Genomic DNA, 764 nt, shown 5'->3' on the forward strand with positions numbered 1-764 from the left:
TTCAAGGGAGAGCAAGGATACCCGGCAGCGAAAGCAGGATCAAAAGCTGTTTCTCCACAGAGAGCACAGAGGGACAGAGAAAACCCTGCTTTTCCCTCAGTGAACCCTGTGCTCTCTGTGGTCAATCCGTTTTCTTGCCTTTTGCCTGTTTCGGCAGCTGAACGGTGGCCGTGGCGGACAGGCGATCGTGAAGCGTTTGATGCGGCGCGATCAGCACCACCAGATAGCCGGCCCCGAACAGGCCCCACGACACGCAGGCACCCAGAAAGCGAGCCAGGGTCTGCCAGAGCTTAACCGGCCCACCGCGATAGTCCCGCACCTGCAACCGCCAGGCACGCATGCCAAGGGTCTGGCCGCCACGCATCCAGAACCAGGCATAGAACAACCAGGTTTCCACCAGCAGCAGCGGCAGCAGAATCCCCTTCAGGTAGTCCGGCGCAGCGCGGGTGACGCCATTAATATCTTCCATCGGCAACCCGGTTTTGGGATAGACCAGCACGAAGATACCCGTAGTCACAAACCACAAGGCGAGCACCAGAAAGCCATCATAGACCAGCGCCATCAAGCGCTTAAGCAAACCGGCGGGCGGGGCATATTCGGTCATGACACTCTCCTGGACAGACGAGTTTGAGCTATCGAGAGCCCGGAGACGCCCGACATAAAAAAGCCCGCTGGAAGCGGGCTCTTTTATTGTTTGGTACAGAGGCCGGACTCAAATACAGCCCCAACCATCTGATTTACAACACAATAAAAAAGCACAAAAG

Annotated in this window: 1 protein-coding gene; it reads right to left on the reverse strand. The window is 56.8% G+C overall.

The genetic code is table 11. The features are described 5' to 3' along the window. Window positions 1–121 precede the first annotated feature (121 nt). Window positions 122–604, reverse strand: coding sequence for an RDD family protein (locus A3730_RS05200; protein ID WP_063518852.1), 483 nt, complete (start codon window positions 602–604; stop codon window positions 122–124). Window positions 605–764: the final 160 nt, after the last annotated feature.

Source organism: Alcanivorax sp. HI0044 (genome assembly GCF_001634945.1).

Bases quoted from the DNA above. Each gene is read 5' to 3' on its own strand.
- A3730_RS05200 (WP_063518852.1), bottom strand. From the start codon at position 604: ATGACCGAATATGCCCCGCCCGCCGGTTTGCTTAAGCGCTTGATGGCG.